The sequence below is a fragment of the Burkholderia sp. AU30198 genome, assembly GCF_020419825.1.
In the GTDB taxonomy this organism is placed as follows: domain Bacteria; phylum Pseudomonadota; class Gammaproteobacteria; order Burkholderiales; family Burkholderiaceae; genus Burkholderia.
The window spans coordinates 173,118-188,295 of sequence record NZ_JAIZSA010000012.1 but is presented as its reverse complement, the minus strand read 5'-3'; the positions used below and the strand labels follow the sequence as shown (position 1 = coordinate 188,295).

Below are 15,178 nucleotides of genomic sequence, written 5' to 3'. Positions count from 1 at the left end.
ACCAACGACAAACCGATGCAGGACGGTATGGAGAACCCCACGTGACGAAACCCCGCTTCATCCGCACGGCCGCGGCCGTCGTGACGCTTGCCGCGTGCAGTGTCGCTGCGCACGCGCAGTCGTCCCTCACGCTGTACGGCGCGCTCGACGCCGGCGTGCAATACCTGACCCATGCCGACGGGCGCCACTCGGCCGTGCAGTTGCAGAACTACGGCATCCTGCCTTCCCAGATCGGGCTGAAGGGCCACGAGGATCTCGGCGGCGGCTGGCGGGCGCTGTTCAAGCTCGAACAGGGCCTCAACCTCAACGACGGCACCGCGACCGTGCCCGGCTACGCCTTCTTCCGCGGCGCATACGTCGGCATCGCGGGGCCCGTCGGCACCGTCACGCTCGGCCGGCAGTTCAGCGTGCTGTTCGACAAGACACTGTTCTACGACCCGCTCTGGTACGCGTCGTACAGCGGCCAGGGCGTCATCGTGCCGATGAATGCGAACTTCATCGACCACTCGGTCAAGTACCAGTCGCAGACATTCGCCGGTTTCGATGTCGAGGCGCTTGCCGCGACCTCCGGCGTCGCCGGCAATACGCGCGCCGGACGCGTGCTCGAACTCGGCGGCCAGTACACGAGCAACGGCCTGTCGGTCAGCGCGGTGCTGCATCAGGCGCACGGCGATATCTCAGCGGCCGACGACACGTCCGCACGACGCCGCGAACTCGGCACGCTCGCCGCGCGCTATGCGTTTGCCACGCTGCCGCTCACCGTCTATGCAGGCGTCGAACGCCTGACCGGCGACCTCGACGCGGCGCGCACGATCGTCTGGGGCGGTGCGCGCTACCAGATGTCGAGCGAGATCGGCCTGAACGCGGGTGTCTACCACACCGACTCGCACACGCCGGCGATCGGGCACCCGACGCTGTTCATCGCGAGCACCACGTACGCGCTGTCGAAACGCACCGTCGCCTACGTCAACCTCGGCTACGCGCGCAACAACGGCCAGAGTTCGCAGACCGTCTACGAATACGACCCGACGCCGCTCGCCGGCGCATCGCAGTTCGGCGCGATGGTCGGCATGTACCACCTGTTCTGATTCCCCACACGAGAGCCCGCCATGAAAACCCTTTCTCCGGATGCCGTACTCCCGCCCGACGGCCGCGCCTCGACCTTCGCGCGCTCGACGCTCGTCGCGCTCGTCGTGTTCGCGGCCATCACGCCGCTGCTGCTGCTCGTGGCGCCGGCCGTCGCCGGCCAGCTCGCAACGCAGCTCGGGCTATCCGCATCGCAGATCGGCACCTACTTCTTCGTCGAACTCGGCGCGTTCAGCCTCGCGACCGTGCCGTCGTACCTGTGGCTCGGCCGGATCGACGCGCGCCGCGTCGCTGCGTTCGCGATCGCGCTGTTCGGTGCGGGCAACCTGCTGACCGCGCTGTGGATGCCGGGCTTCGTCGCGCTGCTCGCGCTGCGCGCCGTCACCGCGCTCGGCGGCGGTTCGCTGATGGTGCTCTGCATGACGAGCGCCGCGACAAGCGAGAACAGCGACCGCGTGTACGGCCTGTGGGTAGTCGGCCAGTTGATCGCGGGCGCGATCGGCCTGTTCGTACTGCCGCATGTGTTCGCGGCGTTCGGGCTGCGCGCGCTGTATGTCGCGCTCGCCGCGCTCGCGCTGCTCGCGGCGCCGCTGTCGCGCGGCTTTCCGTCATCGCTGGGCGCGCGCACCACGCCTGCGCAAAACGCGCGCGGCGCTGCGGCGCAAACGCCGCAAAGCTTCGTCATGCTCGCGATCGGCGCGGTGCTGACGTTCTATCTCGCGATCGGCAGCGTGTGGACGTTCGCAAGCCGTGCCGCGAGCGATGCCGGGCTCGATCCGCAGTCGACCGGCAACGTGCTCGCGATCGCGAGCGTGATGGGCATCGCCGGCGCGGCGCTTGCGTCATGCGCGGGCGGCCGGCTTGCGCGGCGCGCGATGCTGGCGGCCGGTTACGCGCTGCTGGCGGCCTCGCTCGTCGCGCTCGCCGTGATGCGGCACGCCGGCGGCTACAGCGCAGCGATCTTCGCGTTCAAGTTCGCGTGGACGTTCGTGCTGCCGTTCATCCTCGCGACCGTCGCGCAAATCGACACGTCGGGCCGCCTCGTCGCCACGCTCAATTTCGTGATCGGCGCCGGCCTCGCGGCCGGCCCGCTGCTCGCCGGGCTGATGCTCGACGCCGGCGGCACGATGCGCGCGCTGTTCGCGGCCGCGACGGCCGTCGCGATCGTGTCTTTCGCCGCGCTGCGCCACATCGATCGCCGCACGCGCCCTTCCGTTTCCTCCCAACCGTGACAGGTCACGCACATCCATGAATCGCATTGCCTTCTTCACCGACGAACGCACCTTCTGGCATACGGGCGGCACGCACGCGCTGTTCTTCCCGGTCGGCGGCTGGGTCCAGCCGCCGTCGAGCGCGGGCTACGCGGAATCGCCCGATTCGAAGCGCCGTTTCCTGTCGCTCGTGCAGGCCTCGGGCCTGGCCGCACAGCTCGACCTGCACGGCGCCGCGCCGGCATCGACCACCGACCTGCTGCGCATTCATCCCGCACACTATCTCGACGCGTTCCGCGCGCTCAGCGACGCGAACGGCGGCGACCTCGGCGATCTCGCGCCGTTCGGCAAAGGCAGCTACGAGATCGCCGCGCTGTCGGCCGGCCTCGCGATCGCGGCGGTCGATACGGTGCTCGGCGAGCGTGCGACAAACGCGTTCTCGCTGTCGCGGCCGCCCGGCCATCACTGCCTGCGCGACCGCCCGATGGGCTTCTGCCTGCTGGCGAACATCCCGATCGCGATCGAGGCCGCCCGTGCGAAACACGGCATCGAGCGCGTCGCGGTGATCGACTGGGATGTGCATCACGGCAACGGCACACAGTCGATCTACTACGACGATCCGGACACGCTGACGATCTCGCTGCATCAGGATCGTTGCTTCCCGCCCGGCTACAGCGGCGCGGACGACCGCGGCGAAGGCGCGGGAGTCGGCGCGAACCTGAACGTGCCACTGCTCGCGGGCAGCGGCGACGATGCGTATCGCTATGCGTTCGAACGGATCGTGCTGCCGGCGCTGGAGCGTTTCCGGCCCGAGCTGATCGTCGTCGCGAGCGGCCTCGACGCGAGCGCGGTCGATCCGCTCGCGCGCATGCAGTTGCACACCGGCAGCTACCGGTTCATGACGCGCGCAGTGAAGGATGCCGCGCAGCGCCATTGCGGCGGGCGGCTCGTAGTCGTTCACGAAGGCGGCTATTCGGAAGCGTACGTGCCGTTCTGCGGGCTCGCGATCGTCGAGGAGCTGGCCGGCATTCGCACCGAGGTTGTCGATCCGATGCTCGACCTCGCGATCGCGCAGCAGCCGGGTGAGCGGTTCGTCACCTTCCAGCGCGAACTGCTCGACGAACTGGCGGTGTCGTTCGGGTTGTAGTGCGCGCTGGCAGACGCGACGAGGGCCGGCCTGCGCCGGCCCTCTTGCGCGATCGGGGCGAATGGGGTTTCCTGTGCTTTTATCCCCGTTCCGGCCCGACGCCGCACTCTTCCGATGAAATCGTCCCCGCACGATAACCATGACGATGCCAAGACGCGCCGCCAGCCTTCGAAGCTCGTCCTGAACATCGCCGCCGTGACGGTCGGCCTCATCACGTTCGCGATCGGCGCGGCGTGGGTGATCTATAGCTGGATCGTCGATCGCGAAGCGCAGTATTTCGCGATTCCGCTGGTGTTCTCGGTGCCGGTGATCGTGGCAGTCGCGATCCGGAGTTTCTGGGAATAGACGGGCCTGAGATGACGAAGCGCCGCGGGTCGGGTGACGTGCGGCGCTGGGGGTGGGGCTTGTTTCAGACGAGGCGGGGATCCCCGCGGTTCACTCGCGGGCTGGGGCGCCTGCACGGATTGGGGACTGCGCCCCGATATCCAGGTGAACACGAAATTGCACGCGGCACGAATTTTCGTTCAGCGTTGTACAGGTTCGCGTGCCGGGAAAAACACCGGCATCAGCAAAAAAGCGCTGCGGTCAATCGACCGACAGCGCTTTTTAATGAACGGCCCCTGACGGAGGCGCATTCGACTTCTGGTGCGTGAGGCCGGACTCGAACCGGCACACCCTTGCGGGCGTCAGGACCTAAACCTGGTGCGTCTACCAATTTCGCCACTCACGCGCATGCTCTGTCGCCTGATCGCGCGGCACGCAAGAGCGTTTCCACGCGCCCGGGACATCGCGCCGGCCTGCAGCCGGCACGCCCGATCAGGCGAGCGCGAGATTCTACCCGATCCGTGCGGGCTTGTCTCGCCCCTGCCGGCACCCGTCGTGCAGCGGTGCTAGAATGCCGCGCTCGACGTTTCGGCACCGCGCCGCCGCGCGTCCCCCGAACCCGCCCCCACACGATTCCGCCCGTGAACTTCGACGACTACTGTCAGCAAAAGGCCGCCCCTGCGGGCTCCAGCGTCTACTACGCGCTGCGCCAGGCGCCGCTCGCCACGCAACCGCGCCTGACCGCCCTGTTCGCGCTGCGCCGCGAACTCGAGGAAACCGTCAAGGAAACCAGCGACCCGACCATCGGACACACGAAGCTCGCGTGGTGGCACAAGGAACTCGCGGCGCTGGCCGACGGGCAGCCGTCGCACCCGGTCACGAAGGCGCTCGCGCAGCATCATCCGGCGATCGCCGCCGAGGCCGACGCATTGCGCACGCTCGTCAACGGTTACGGGATGGATCTCGAACAGGCGCGCTACCTCGATTTCGCGAACCTGCAGCGCTATATCGCGCAGGTCGGCGGCGTCTTCGCGTCGCTGGTCGCGCGCGCCAGCGCCGCGAACCCGGCCGACCCGCAACCGTGGGCCGCGGATGCCGGCCGCGCGCTGATGCTCGCGCAATTCGTGCAGGAACTCGGCAACGACGCGCGCCACGGCCGCATCTACCTGCCGATCGACGAACTGCAGCGCTACAACGTGACCGCGGCTGATCTGCTGAACCGCCGCTACAGCCCGGCCTTCACCGAACTGCTGCAATTCCAGACGGCCCGCGCGCGCGAAGCGCTCGTGGCCGCCGAAGCGGCGATCCCCGCATCCGAACGCCGCGCGCAACGCACGCTGCGCGCGCAGATCGCACTGACCGGCTCGCTGCTCGATGAAATCGAGCGCGACGGCTACCAGGTACTGCACCAGCGCATCGCGCTGACGCCGATCCGCAAGCTGTGGATCGCGTGGCGCGCCGCGCGCCGGCGCTGACCCTCGCGCATCACGCCTTCAGCAACGGCAGCGTGTCGAAGCGCTGCTGCAGCACGCGCGTCGCATCGAGCCCCCACCACGGCCCGAGCACGGTCGCGTAGAGCTGGCGGAAATCGACCGCGACCGGCAGGTTGCCGTTGCCGTCGAGCCGCCCGAGCGCCGGTGGCGCACCGTATAGCCCGCCAGCCACGCGGCCGCCCATCACGAAATGCGGCGCGGCCGTGCCGTGATCGGTGCCGTTGCTCTGGTTCTCGCGCACGCGCCGTCCGAATTCCGCATACGTCATCACGAGCGTCTGGTTCCAGCGCCCGAGCTCGATCAACGCGCCGCGCATCGCGCTCATCCCTTCCGCGAACTGCTTGAGCAGCGCAGCCTGCTGCCCCGGCTGGTTCTGGTGCGTATCGAAGCCGTTGAGCGTCAGGCGCAGCACCGCGACACCATCCTGCGCGCCCGGCCCGGACGCTTCGCACGCGGCCAGCACCTGCATCGCGGTCTTGACCGACGTGCCGAACGCGCCGGCCGGAAAGGCCGTCCTGAATTCACGCATCCCGCCGCGCGGGCGCAGCCGGTCGGCCGCCTTCACGATGTCGTTCTCGACGTCGATGATGTGTGCAAGCGCGGGGTTCTGTTCGCGCAGCGACGACGGCTCGGCGAGCCGGGCCGCGCGGATGAACTGCGCGGGATTGACGAGCGCGATCGCACGCGCGCCGTTCGAGAGCGGCCCCATCTCGGCGCTGCCGAGTACGACCCCATCCGCCGCGAAACCGGGCGGCACGGGCGCCTGCGCGAAGGTGCGTGTGAGCCAGCCTTCGTGCAGGTACTGGTCCGAGCGCGACGCGGTATCCCAGATCTCGATCGAGCGGAAATGCGACAGGTTCGGCTGCGGATAGCCGACGCCCTGCACGACCGCGACCTGTCCGTCGCGCCACAGCGGCATCAGCGGCGCGAGCGACGGATGCAGCCCCGTATGCGCATCGAGTTGCAGCACCTGCTCACGCTTGATGCCGATGCTGCGCCGGAACTGGTAGTACAGCGGATCCGCATACGGGACCACCGTATTGAGGCCGTCGTTGCCGCCCTTCAGCTCGACGAGGATCAGCACGTTCGCATACCCGGCCGCCAACTGCCGTCCCGTCGCGGCTGCGGCCATCGCGGGTGCCTGCCACATCGACACGCCGGCCGCGGCCGCAGCGCCCGTCAGCGTCAGAAAATCACGTCGGTTCATCGCGCATCCTTTGGTTCGCCGCCCGGCACCTTTGCCGCACCGGCGCCCCGTTTCATCGTCGTTCGAATCATTTCAGTTGGTAAGCCGGATCCATCAGCAGCGCCTCGAGATATGCGCTGCCGGTCGAATCCGTGTCGATCGCCGCGACCGGCGAAAGCTGCAGCACCGCATGCTGCAACTGAAGCTCGGTCGACAAGCCCGCGATCGCCTGCGGCCGCGCGCGATATTGCGCCAGCCAGCGCTCGAGGTCGAAACGCAAGCCGGCGCGCGCGGGCTTGGCAGGCGCACCGCGCATGCCGGCGGCGGACGCCGTATCGACCACCGGCATCGCGTGCGCGCGGGCACTCGTCGGCGGCGCCATCGCATGCGCCGGCGGGTGCATGCCGGCCGTCTCCGTCGCGCGGAACAGTTGCTCGACGAACTGCTTGCGTGCGAGCAGCGTGGTGCTGTTGATCCACAGCGCGCCGCCCGGCCAGCCCTTCACGTTCGGCGGGTAGAACAGGTTCTGCCCGAGCGTGCGCACGGTGTTCGCAAGCATCTGCGGATCGCCGTATGAAACGTCGAACAGCCGCACCGACCCGACGACGAATTCCGCCGGCGATTTGACAAGCACGCCGCGGTTGCGCGGATCCCAGAACGCGTCGGTCGACCACAGCGCGGCGAGCGCCGCGCGAATGTCGTAGCCGCTCGAACGAAACCGCTCGGCCACCGTATCGAGCGCACCCGGGTCGGGCGTATCGGACACGAACTCGCGCCACAGCTTGCCGGCGATGAAGCGTGCGGTGCCGGGCCGCTTCAGCAGGATGTCGAGAAAGCCGTCGCCGTCGAACGGCCCCGTTTCGCCGAGGATCGTCTTGTCGCCCGCATCGTGCAAATCCGGCCGCACCTCGAAGCGATAAGTATCGGGATCGACCGTCCAGCCCGTCATCGCGCGTGCGGCTTCGGTCACGTCGTACTGCGTGTAATGCCCTTCGCCGAGCGTGAACAGCTCCATCACCTCGCGCGCGAAGTTCTCGTTCGGGCGCCCCTTGCGATTGCTCGCGCCGTCGAGGTACTGCAGCATCGCCGGATCCTTCGCGACCGCGTGCAGCAGCACGCCGAAATTGCCGAGCGCCTCGCGGCGCAACAGCGCGTTCTGCGCGGCCATCGTCTGCGGGTAAGGCACCTTGTCCTGCCCCGACGTGAAGTGCCCGTGCCAGAACAGCGTCATGCGCTCGGTGAGCGGCGACGGCGTGACGATCATCTCGTTGACCCAGGCCGCGCGCAGCGCATCGTACCGAACGTTGCGCTCGCGCTGCTCGTCGCGCCGCATGTCGGGAGTCAGCGCCTGGCGCTGCGCGCGCGTCGGCGGCAGCTCGGCGATCCAGTCGGGCCACGTCGTAACGGGGTCGTGGCGCACATTGCCGAGCGTGTCGGCCACGACCTGCGCACGCGTCATGCCGACGATGCGCGCGACATCGGCGGGTGCGGGAGAAAAACCGGTACGGCTCAGGAAAAACAATGCATCGTCCGCGTCGAGCGGCGACTGCATGGCGGGCGACGGCGCCGGTGCGGCAGCGTTCGCTTTCATCGTCATGGACTCCCGGAACGCACCGGCGGTGCGGATGCCGGTACAACGGCAATCGGCAGGCGAAAGTTGACGGAAAAATTGCTACGAAACTTTTCCGCGCGAGGTATTTCGCGCAGGGGGAAAATGGCGTGTCAGCGCTTGTACAGCTCGCGAACGGCGTCCTCGATGTGCTGGCGCAAAAGGTGGCGCTCCTCGGGCGTCATGTGCCCGTCGCGGCGGCGCTGTTCGAGATCGGGAGGCACGGCGGAACGAACCGTCATCTCGGCGGTACGGTCGGACTGCGGCGCTTTGCCGCGCGGCAGCTTGCGCGACGATGCGCCCTGCTCGGGGCGCTGCGCGTATGCGAAGTTCGACGCATACGGACCGGCAAGTGCGATCGTCAGCATCAGTGCAATCCGGGCAGATCGCATGACCGTCCTCGCTTCTTTGGTCGATTTGTTCCCTTCGTCACGCGGCAACCGGTTACCTCTGGTACTTGAAAAACCCTGCGGAATTCGGGTGTGCAAAGATGAAAGATGGAGTGCAGGGGAGTATCTACCGAATTTCGGCTTCGAGTAAAGGAATCTCTATAGCCTGCCTTTACTCCGCGCGACACTACGGGTAAATTTTGTAACCGACTGTAACGCGCGAAAATACGCGGCCGTGCGTCAATTCCCATTCGCGATAAGATGCCGATCATGGAAACGAAAAACCCCTCCAAGATTCTCGTCGTCGACGACGACCCGCGCCTGCGCGATCTGCTGCGCCGCTATCTCGGCGAGCAGGGTTTCAATGTCTACGTCGCCGAAAACGCGACCGCGATGAACAAGCTCTGGGTCCGCGAGCGTTTCGACCTGCTCGTGCTCGACCTGATGCTCCCGGGCGAAGACGGCCTGTCGATCTGCCGCCGCCTGCGCGGCAGCAACGACCGCACGCCGATCATCATGCTCACCGCGAAGGGCGAGGATGTGGATCGCATCGTCGGCCTCGAGATGGGCGCCGACGATTACCTGCCGAAGCCGTTCAACCCGCGCGAACTCGTGGCGCGCATTCACGCGGTGCTGCGCCGCCAGGCGCCGGCCGAACTGCCGGGTGCGCCGTCGGAAACCACCGAGGTGTTCGAGTTCGGCGAGTTCTCGCTGAACCTCGCGACGCGCACGCTGACGAAATCCGGCCAGGAAATTCCGCTCACCACCGGCGAATTCTCGGTGCTGAAAGTGTTCGCGCGCCATCCGCGCCAGCCGCTGTCGCGCGAGAAGCTGATGGAGCTCGCGCGCGGCCGTGAATACGAAGTGTTCGACCGCAGCCTCGACGTGCAGATCTCGCGCCTGCGCAAGCTGATCGAACCGGATCCGGGCAGCCCGCGTTTCATCCAGACCGTCTGGGGCCTCGGCTACGTGTTCATCCCGGACGGCGCCGCCTGATCTTTTTCCTTTCCGGTTTCGCCCGCCCACGGCCCGTCCCATGCGTATCGACCGGCGCCTCCTGCAGCTCGCGTTCGGCGGGCTGTTCTGGCGCACCTTCCTGCTGATCGCGCTGCTGATCTCGGTCAGTCTCGCCGCGTGGTTCCAGAGCTTTCGCGTGATCGAGCGCGAGCCGCGTGCGCAGCGCGTCGCGCTGCAGCTCGTCGCGATCGTGAAGCTCACGCGCACCGCCCTGCTCTATTCCGATCCCGATCTGCGGCGCGCGCTGCTGCAGGATCTCGAGAGCAACGAGGGCGTGCGCGTGTACCCGCGCGAGAAGACCGACAAGTTCAAGCTGCAGCCCGACGAATCGCTGAACCGCCTGATCGAACACGATATCCGCAGCCGTCTCGGCGACGATACCGTGATCGCGCAGTCGGTCAACGACATTCCCGGCGTGTGGATCAGCTTCAAGATCGACGACGACGATTACTGGGTCGCGCTCGATCGCGACCAGCTCGACAGCGTCACGGGCCTGCAGTGGGCCGGCTGGGGGCTGTTCGCGCTCGCGTTGTCGCTATTCGGCTCCGCGTTCATCACCAGCCTCGTGAACCGGCCGTTCTCGCGGCTCGCGCTCGCCGCGCGGCAGATCGGCTCGGGCCAGACACCCGAACTGCTGCCCGAGCGCGGAATGGGCGTCGCGGCCGAGACCAATCGCAGCTTCAACCAGATGGTGCGCGACCTCGAACAGCTCGAGGCCGACCGCGCGCTGATGCTCGCGGGCATCTCGCACGACCTGCGCACACCGCTCGCGCGGCTGCGGCTCGAAACCGAGATGAGCCCGTCGGACCAGGCGACCAAGGACGCGATGGTCGACGACATCGAGCAGATGGATCGCATCATCGCGGCCTTCATCGACTACGCGCGCCCGTCGCAACGCAAACCGGAACCTGTCGACCTGTCGTCGATCGTGCAGGAAGTCGCTGCGCGCGTGTCGGGCGAGGACGGTGTCGAGATCCGCACCCGGCTCGCGCCGAGCGCGGTGATCGAAGCCGACGAGACCGACATGCGCCGCGTGATCGGCAACCTCGTCGAGAACGCGCGCAAGTATGGCCAGAGCAAGCAGGACGGCGTGTCGCGCATCACGCTCGAGACGCGCGTATCGCACGCGCGCGTCGAGCTGTCGGTGAGCGACGAAGGCCCCGGCATCCCCGAGGATCAACTGCCGCTCGTGATGCGGCCGTTCTACCGCGTCGACACCGCGCGCACCAAGGCGGACGGCACAGGCCTCGGGATGGCGATCGTGCTGCGCCTCGTCGGCCGCTATCGCGGCGCGCTGCGCCTGCGCAACCGCAACCCCGAAGCGGGCCTCGAAGTTACGCTCGAATTCCCCGGCGCCGGCAAGGCACGTGCGACGGCGTGACGCGCTCGCACACGCTTCTCGCACTGCACGCTATCGATCCGGTTGAAAAAAACTATGAAGATCGTTAGTTAAAATCTATTGAAACACTTTACTAATAGTGTTATAGTTTCGCCCATGCTGTCACATCATCGTTGCAGCACCGAGGTAGCTTGACTCAGTCTTCTTCCCAACTCATACAGGAGTATCCGCATGAAAACCGTGGGCGATAAACTCGAAGCTTTCACCGTCGTAGCCGCGAAGCCGGGCTTCAACAATCACGAGGAAAACGGCCAGTCGGCATTCGAGACCGTCACCGAAGCGTCGTTCCCGGGCAAGTGGAAGATCATCTACTTCTATCCGAAGGATTTCACGTTCGTGTGCCCGACGGAAATCGTCGAGTTCGCGAAGCTCACGAAGCAGTTCGAAGAGCGCGACGCCATCCTGCTGGGTGGCAGCTCGGACAACGAATTCGTCAAGCTCGCATGGCGCCGTGAGCACAAGGACCTCGACAAGCTGAACCACTACGCGTTCGGCGACGTCAAGGGCGAGCTGATCGACCAGCTCGGCGTGCGCGACAAGGAAGCCGGCGTGGCCCTGCGTGCAACGTTCATCGTCGATCCGGACAACACGATCCAGCACGTTTCGGTGAACAACCTGAACGTCGGCCGCAGCCCGGCAGAAGTCCTGCGGATTCTGGACGGCCTGCAAACGGACGAACTGTGCCCGTGCAACCGTGCAGTCGGCGGCGCAACGCTGTAAGCGCATCGATGCACGAAGCCCGCGGCGCACGTCCTGCCTGCGGGCTTTTTTAACGGCCAACCCATAGGAGATATCAATGGAATTCATCGATTCGATTAAGGTGCGTATTCCCGACTACGCGAAGGACATCCGCCTGAACCTCGACGGCACGATCTCGCGCTCGTCGCTCGAAGGCACCGACGCGGTCGGCGTCGCGCTGGCGGCGGCAATCGCGGCGAAGAGCACGGTGCTCATCAAGACGATCCGCGAAGCCGGCGTGCTGTCGCCCGAAGAGACGAACGCCGTGCTGACGGCGGCCGCGCTGATGGGGATGAACAACACCTGGTATCCGTATGTCGAGATGGCCGACGACGCCGACCTGAAGACGCAGCGCGCCGAGCTGCGGATGGGTGCGTATGCGACGCACGGTGGCGTCGACAAGCGCAAGTTCGAGATGTACGCGCTCGCCGCATCGATCGTCGGCAAGTGCCACTTCTGCGTGAAGTCGCACTATGCGCTGCTGAAGAACGAGCAAGGGATGACCGTCACGCAGCTGCGCGACGTCGGTCGTATCGCGTCGGTGATCAACGCCGCCGCGCAAGTGATCGCCGCTGAAGGCGAGTAAGCGCTGCCTGCGCGCGATGTCGCGCAGCGCGTCGACCGGAAAATGCCACGCCCATGCGCGTGGCATTTTCATTTGCAGGACGTATCGCGCGGCGATACCGCCCTGCCGCCCCAACCTCTCGATATCGCGGCCCCGTCCAATACGGATCACCGATCGTGCGTCGGCACATCCGCGCGTGACGCTCAGCGCACCCTCAAGCGAGAGACCCACGGCGTCATCGCAACCGCCACGAGCGCAATGCCCGCCGCGATATAACCGATGCTGCCGAGCCCCCAGCGCGAAATAGCCAGCCCGCCGATCATCGCGCCCAGTCCCGTGCCGGCATTGGCGGCCGATACGTTCAGCGTCCCGGCCAGTGCCTGCGCATGCGAGGCCGCCTTCATCACCCGCACCTGACAGATCGGAAACAGCGCCGTATAGGCCGTGCCCCATACTGCCAGCGCAAGTCCGAACAAAACCGGCGCACCCGCCAGCGGCACGCTGGCCGCCATGCCGGCGCCCAGCAACAGCGTGAAGACGATCGTCGCGCGCAGCGGATTGCTGTCGACGAAGCGGCCGCCGAGACCGTTGCCGACGAGGCCGATCGCGCCAAACCCCATGAGCCACCACCCGACCCGGGACGGCGTCACGCCGACCACGCGCTCGAGCATGTCGGCCAGATACGTATAGGCCGTGAACATCGCGGTGAACACCGCCACGGACAACAGCACATCGGCGACGAAACGCGGGGACGCGCGGATGCGGGCCTGCTCCATCAGGTGCAGGCGCTTCGGCTTTGCCATCGCGGGCATGAATGCCAGCAACGCGAGCGCCATCAGCAACGACAGCCCCGCCAGCCCCCAGAACGTGCCGCGCCAACCGACGGCGTCCGATGCCAGCGTGCCCAGCGGGATGCCGAGGACGAGCGCAGCCGAAATGCCGAGGTAGACCTGCGAAACCGCACGCCCGGCCCGCTGCGGCCCGGCCAGTTGCCCCGCCGTTTCACTCGCCGTCCCCCAGAACACCGGCAACACGAGTGCCGGAACGAACCGCGCCACCGCCAGCATCCACACGTTGGTGGCAACGGCGGCCAGCGCGTTGGCGCCGGCAAAAATCAGCAGAATGGCGACGAACAGGCGCTTGCGCCCGACATGCGACAGCAGCGCCGTCAGAATCGGGCCGAACATCATCACCGTGAACGCGAACAGCGTCACGAGCTGCCCGGCGGCGGAGATCGAGATCCGCAAATCGCGCGCCAGGGCCGGCAGCAATCCGACGATCAGGTATTCGGTCGTCACGATGACGAACGCCGCCACCGCCAGGATGCCGATGGAAAAGCCGCGATCGCGGGCGGAAGCGGCCGTGTCCGGCGCCGTGAGGGAAGACATCGAATGGGCTCCTGCATCTTGTTGCGATGGCCCAGTCTATTGGAGACTTATTTTCTTATTTACGATATCTTTTCGCGTTACTCTTGAATCAGAATCCACAATCGAGATATCGGAATGATTCATTCGGAACGACTCAAGGGCATCGATGCCTTTGTCGCGACCGCCGATGCGGGCAGCTTCACGGCCGCCGCCGAGCGCCTCAACCTCACCAATTCCGCCGTCAGCAAGAGCGTCGCGCGCCTCGAAGAACGGCTCGGCACGCGGCTGTTCGAGCGCACGACGCGCCGGCTGGCGCTCACGGACGCCGGAACGGCGTTCTACCGCACCTGCGTGCGTGTGCTGGCCGACCTGGAAGAAGCGGAAACCGTGCTCGCCGCGCAGCGCCACGAACCTGCGGGGCGCCTGCGGCTCGATGTGCCCGCCGCCTTCGGCCGCCTGAAGGTCCTGCCGCTGCTGCTGGAGTTTGCCGAGCGGTATCCGGGCGTGCGTCCGCATGTGTCGTTCACCGATCGCTTCGTCGATCTGCTCGACGAAGGCATCGACGTGGCGATCCGCATCGGTGGCCCGGATCACTGGCCCGCGTCGCTCGGCCATCGGCATCTGGGCCGGGAACGGCTGGTGTTTTGTGCTTCGCCTGCCTATCTCGCCCGGCACGGCACGCCGGCATCGCCGGCCGAACTCGTCCGGCACGACGCGGTGCTGTACGGCAAGGCCGACGGCACCACCAGCCCGTGGCGGATCGCGCATGGCGAGGACAGGGTCGAATCGCTGGCGCTGGAAGGCCGCATCGTCGTGGGCAGCGGCGAAGCCCAGGTCGCCGCGGTCAAGGCCGGATACGGTATCGCGCAACTCGCGACCTGGCTGGTCGACGACGAGATCGCCGGCGGCGCACTGGTGCCGGTGCTGCCTTCGCTGCACACCGACGGCTTGCCGTTGAATCTCGTGTGGCCGCTCGGGCGTCAGTTGCTGCCGAAAGTGGACGCCGTGCTGGAACAGCTCGCCAGCGCCCTGCGGATCAGTTAGCCGGCAGACGACTCAAGCGCGGCCCGGCTCGATGCACTTGCCCGAGCGCCGCGCATCGTCCCGGCGGGCGGCACGCCCGCCGTCGGCGCTCACCCCGCCTGCTTCACCAGCAGCGCGGCGGCCTGCGCCTCGATCCCCTCGCCGCGGCCGAGATAGCCGAGCTTCTCGTTGGTCTTCGCCTTCACGTTCACGCGATCGAGCGGCAGCCCGAGGTCGGCCGCGATGTTCGCGCGCATCCCGTCGATATGCGGTGCCAGCTTCGGCGCCTGGGCGATCACGGTGCTGTCAACGTTCTGGATCGTGAAGCCGGCCGCCTTGATCCGTGCCACGCACTCGCGCAGCAGCACGCGGCTGTCGGCGCCCTTGAATGCCGCGTCCGTGTCGGAAAAATGGCGGCCGATGTCGCCGAGCGCCGCCGCGCCGAACAGCGCGTCGGTGATCGCGTGCAGCAGCACGTCCGCGTCCGAGTGGCCGAGCAGGCCGCGTTCGTAAGGAATCGTCACGCCGCCGATGATGAGGGGGCGCCCCTCGACGAGCTGGTGCACGTCGTAGCCTTGTCCGATTCTGAAATCCATGCGTATTCCGATTGTGAGGGGGTAAATG

The 15,178-nt window shown here is 67.0% G+C and carries 15 protein-coding genes and 1 tRNA gene; 10 read left to right on the top strand and 6 right to left on the bottom strand.

Annotated features, from left to right (window positions below; all coding sequences use genetic code 11):
- Positions 1-41: 41 nt before the first annotated feature.
- From LGN19_RS25265 to LGN19_RS25250, 4 genes are all read left to right on the top strand, one after another.
- Complete coding sequence (locus LGN19_RS25265; protein WP_226217733.1) at positions 42-1,088, top strand: porin; 1,047 nt, start codon at positions 42-44, stop codon at positions 1,086-1,088.
- Between the two features lie 21 nt (positions 1,089-1,109).
- Complete coding sequence (locus LGN19_RS25260; RefSeq protein ID WP_226217731.1) at positions 1,110-2,318, top strand: MFS transporter; 1,209 nt, start codon at positions 1,110-1,112, stop codon at positions 2,316-2,318.
- Positions 2,319-2,334: 16 nt separating this feature from the next.
- A complete protein-coding gene (locus LGN19_RS25255) occupies positions 2,335-3,444 on the top strand; it encodes a class II histone deacetylase (RefSeq protein WP_226217729.1) in 1,110 nt (369 codons plus the stop codon).
- A 114-nt stretch (positions 3,445-3,558) separates the two neighbouring features.
- Entirely contained in the window at positions 3,559-3,789 is a 231-nt protein-coding gene (locus LGN19_RS25250; RefSeq protein WP_122945642.1) for a hypothetical protein, read from the top strand.
- A 298-nt stretch (positions 3,790-4,087) separates the two neighbouring features.
- Here LGN19_RS25250 and LGN19_RS25245 read toward each other — a convergent pair.
- Positions 4,088-4,174 (bottom strand) — tRNA-Leu (locus LGN19_RS25245).
- A 235-nt stretch (positions 4,175-4,409) separates the two neighbouring features.
- On the opposite strand from LGN19_RS25245, the gene hpnD reads away from it, so the two are divergent.
- The gene (hpnD, locus tag LGN19_RS25240; RefSeq protein ID WP_174960960.1) at positions 4,410-5,243 is read left to right on the top strand and encodes a presqualene diphosphate synthase HpnD; all 834 of its coding nucleotides are present in this window, start codon (positions 4,410-4,412) and stop codon (positions 5,241-5,243) included.
- Between the two features lie 10 nt (positions 5,244-5,253).
- On the opposite strand, the gene LGN19_RS25235 is transcribed toward hpnD, so the two are convergent.
- The 3 genes from LGN19_RS25235 to LGN19_RS25225 all read right to left on the bottom strand — a co-directional run bounded on the left by LGN19_RS25235 (position 5,254) and on the right by LGN19_RS25225 (position 8,448).
- A complete protein-coding gene (locus LGN19_RS25235) occupies positions 5,254-6,468 on the bottom strand; it encodes a DUF1501 domain-containing protein (RefSeq protein WP_226217727.1) in 1,215 nt (404 codons plus the stop codon).
- 67 nt (positions 6,469-6,535) lie between these two features.
- On the bottom strand, positions 6,536-8,038 hold the full coding sequence (locus LGN19_RS25230; protein ID WP_122946699.1) for a DUF1800 domain-containing protein: 1,503 nt from the start codon (positions 8,036-8,038) through the stop codon (positions 6,536-6,538).
- Between the two features lie 131 nt (positions 8,039-8,169).
- Positions 8,170-8,448, bottom strand: a complete 279-nt coding sequence (locus LGN19_RS25225; protein WP_011352385.1) for a hypothetical protein — start codon at positions 8,446-8,448, stop codon at positions 8,170-8,172.
- A 258-nt stretch (positions 8,449-8,706) separates the two neighbouring features.
- On the opposite strand from LGN19_RS25225, the gene ompR reads away from it, so the two are divergent.
- From ompR to LGN19_RS25205, 4 genes are all read left to right on the top strand, one after another.
- On the top strand, positions 8,707-9,441 hold the full coding sequence (gene ompR / locus LGN19_RS25220; RefSeq protein ID WP_006478565.1) for a two-component system response regulator OmpR: 735 nt from the start codon (positions 8,707-8,709) through the stop codon (positions 9,439-9,441).
- Positions 9,442-9,481: 40 nt separating this feature from the next.
- A complete protein-coding gene (locus LGN19_RS25215; RefSeq protein ID WP_174960955.1) occupies positions 9,482-10,843 on the top strand; it encodes an ATP-binding protein in 1,362 nt (453 codons plus the stop codon).
- A 189-nt stretch (positions 10,844-11,032) separates the two neighbouring features.
- Positions 11,033-11,581: a peroxiredoxin gene (locus LGN19_RS25210; protein ID WP_160931726.1), complete on the top strand. Its 549-nt coding sequence runs from the start codon at positions 11,033-11,035 to the stop codon at positions 11,579-11,581.
- A 76-nt stretch (positions 11,582-11,657) separates the two neighbouring features.
- Positions 11,658-12,185, top strand: a complete 528-nt coding sequence (locus tag LGN19_RS25205; RefSeq protein ID WP_226217725.1) for a carboxymuconolactone decarboxylase family protein — start codon at positions 11,658-11,660, stop codon at positions 12,183-12,185.
- Between the two features lie 182 nt (positions 12,186-12,367).
- Here LGN19_RS25205 and LGN19_RS25200 read toward each other — a convergent pair whose 3' ends face one another.
- Entirely contained in the window at positions 12,368-13,552 is a 1,185-nt protein-coding gene (locus LGN19_RS25200; protein ID WP_226217723.1) for an MFS transporter, read from the bottom strand.
- Between the two features lie 114 nt (positions 13,553-13,666).
- Here LGN19_RS25200 and LGN19_RS25195 point away from each other — a divergent pair, with 114 nt between their 5' ends.
- Positions 13,667-14,575, top strand: a complete 909-nt coding sequence (locus LGN19_RS25195) for a LysR family transcriptional regulator (RefSeq protein ID WP_226217721.1) — start codon at positions 13,667-13,669, stop codon at positions 14,573-14,575.
- A gap of 89 nt (positions 14,576-14,664) precedes the next feature.
- Here LGN19_RS25195 and ispF read toward each other — a convergent pair whose 3' ends face one another.
- Positions 14,665-15,150: a 2-C-methyl-D-erythritol 2,4-cyclodiphosphate synthase gene (gene ispF / locus LGN19_RS25190; protein ID WP_122945648.1), complete on the bottom strand. Its 486-nt coding sequence runs from the start codon at positions 15,148-15,150 to the stop codon at positions 14,665-14,667.
- Positions 15,151-15,178: the final 28 nt, after the last annotated feature.

Bases quoted from the DNA above. Each gene is read 5' to 3' on its own strand.
- LGN19_RS25250 (WP_122945642.1), top strand. From the start codon at position 3,559: ATGAAATCGTCCCCGCACGATAACCATGACGATGCCAAGACGCGCCGC.
- LGN19_RS25215 (WP_174960955.1), top strand. From the start codon at position 9,482: ATGCGTATCGACCGGCGCCTCCTGCAGCTCGCGTTCGGCGGGCTGTTC.
- LGN19_RS25210 (WP_160931726.1), top strand. From the start codon at position 11,033: ATGAAAACCGTGGGCGATAAACTCGAAGCTTTCACCGTCGTAGCCGCG.
- LGN19_RS25225 (WP_011352385.1), bottom strand. From the start codon at position 8,448: ATGCGATCTGCCCGGATTGCACTGATGCTGACGATCGCACTTGCCGGT.
- LGN19_RS25260 (WP_226217731.1), top strand. From the start codon at position 1,110: ATGAAAACCCTTTCTCCGGATGCCGTACTCCCGCCCGACGGCCGCGCC.
- LGN19_RS25255 (WP_226217729.1), top strand. From the start codon at position 2,335: ATGAATCGCATTGCCTTCTTCACCGACGAACGCACCTTCTGGCATACG.
- LGN19_RS25195 (WP_226217721.1), top strand. From the start codon at position 13,667: ATGATTCATTCGGAACGACTCAAGGGCATCGATGCCTTTGTCGCGACC.
- ispF (WP_122945648.1), bottom strand. From the start codon at position 15,150: ATGGATTTCAGAATCGGACAAGGCTACGACGTGCACCAGCTCGTCGAG.
- LGN19_RS25230 (WP_122946699.1), bottom strand. From the start codon at position 8,038: ATGAAAGCGAACGCTGCCGCACCGGCGCCGTCGCCCGCCATGCAGTCG.
- ompR (WP_006478565.1), top strand. From the start codon at position 8,707: ATGCCGATCATGGAAACGAAAAACCCCTCCAAGATTCTCGTCGTCGAC.
- LGN19_RS25235 (WP_226217727.1), bottom strand. From the start codon at position 6,468: ATGAACCGACGTGATTTTCTGACGCTGACGGGCGCTGCGGCCGCGGCC.
- LGN19_RS25205 (WP_226217725.1), top strand. From the start codon at position 11,658: ATGGAATTCATCGATTCGATTAAGGTGCGTATTCCCGACTACGCGAAG.
- LGN19_RS25200 (WP_226217723.1), bottom strand. From the start codon at position 13,552: ATGTCTTCCCTCACGGCGCCGGACACGGCCGCTTCCGCCCGCGATCGC.